The 572-nt window shown below is 57.7% G+C and carries 1 protein-coding gene; it reads left to right on the top strand.

The window, feature by feature from the left end:
• Positions 1-572: DUF5018 domain-containing protein (locus ACFO3S_RS27930; protein ID WP_378103051.1), on the top strand; the 572-nt coding region annotated here is incomplete at both ends.

The following is a 572-nucleotide window of genomic DNA, read 5'->3' as shown; positions in this document are numbered from 1 at the left end:
AGCATCTCGCCGAATAGCGGAGTCGCGCGTAACTTCACCAATCCGGTGACGTATACGGTGACCGCGGCGGATGGCTCCACGCAGAATTACACCGTAACGGTAAATGTGGCCGCGAGCCCGGCGAAGGAGATCACGGCGTTCAGCTTCGCGACACCGTCTGCTGCTGGAACGATAAACGAAGCGAGTCGCACGATTACCATCACTGTTCCTTATGGAACGGACGTCACATCGCTAACGCCGACGATTACGCACACAGGAGCAAGCATCTCGCCGACAAGCGGCGTAGCGCGTAACTTCACCAATCCGGTGACGTATACGGTGACCGCGGCGGATGGCTCCACGCAGAATTACACCGTAACGGTAAATGTGGCCGCGAGCCCTGCGAAGGCGATCACGGCGTTCAGCTTCGCAACACCGTCTGCTGCTGGAACGATAAACGAAGCGAGTCGCACGATTACCATCACTGTTCCTTATGGAACGGACGTCACATCGCTAACGCCGACGATTACGCACACAGGAGCAAACATCTCGCCGAACAGCGGCGCTGCGCAGAACTTCACCAATCCGGTGAC

Source organism: Cohnella hongkongensis (assembly GCF_042654645.1).
Classification (GTDB): Bacteria; Bacillota; Bacilli; order Paenibacillales; family Paenibacillaceae; genus Cohnella; species Cohnella hongkongensis.
Note: the sequence above shows the minus strand (reverse complement) of the source record. Positions and strands in the feature narration are given on the sequence as shown.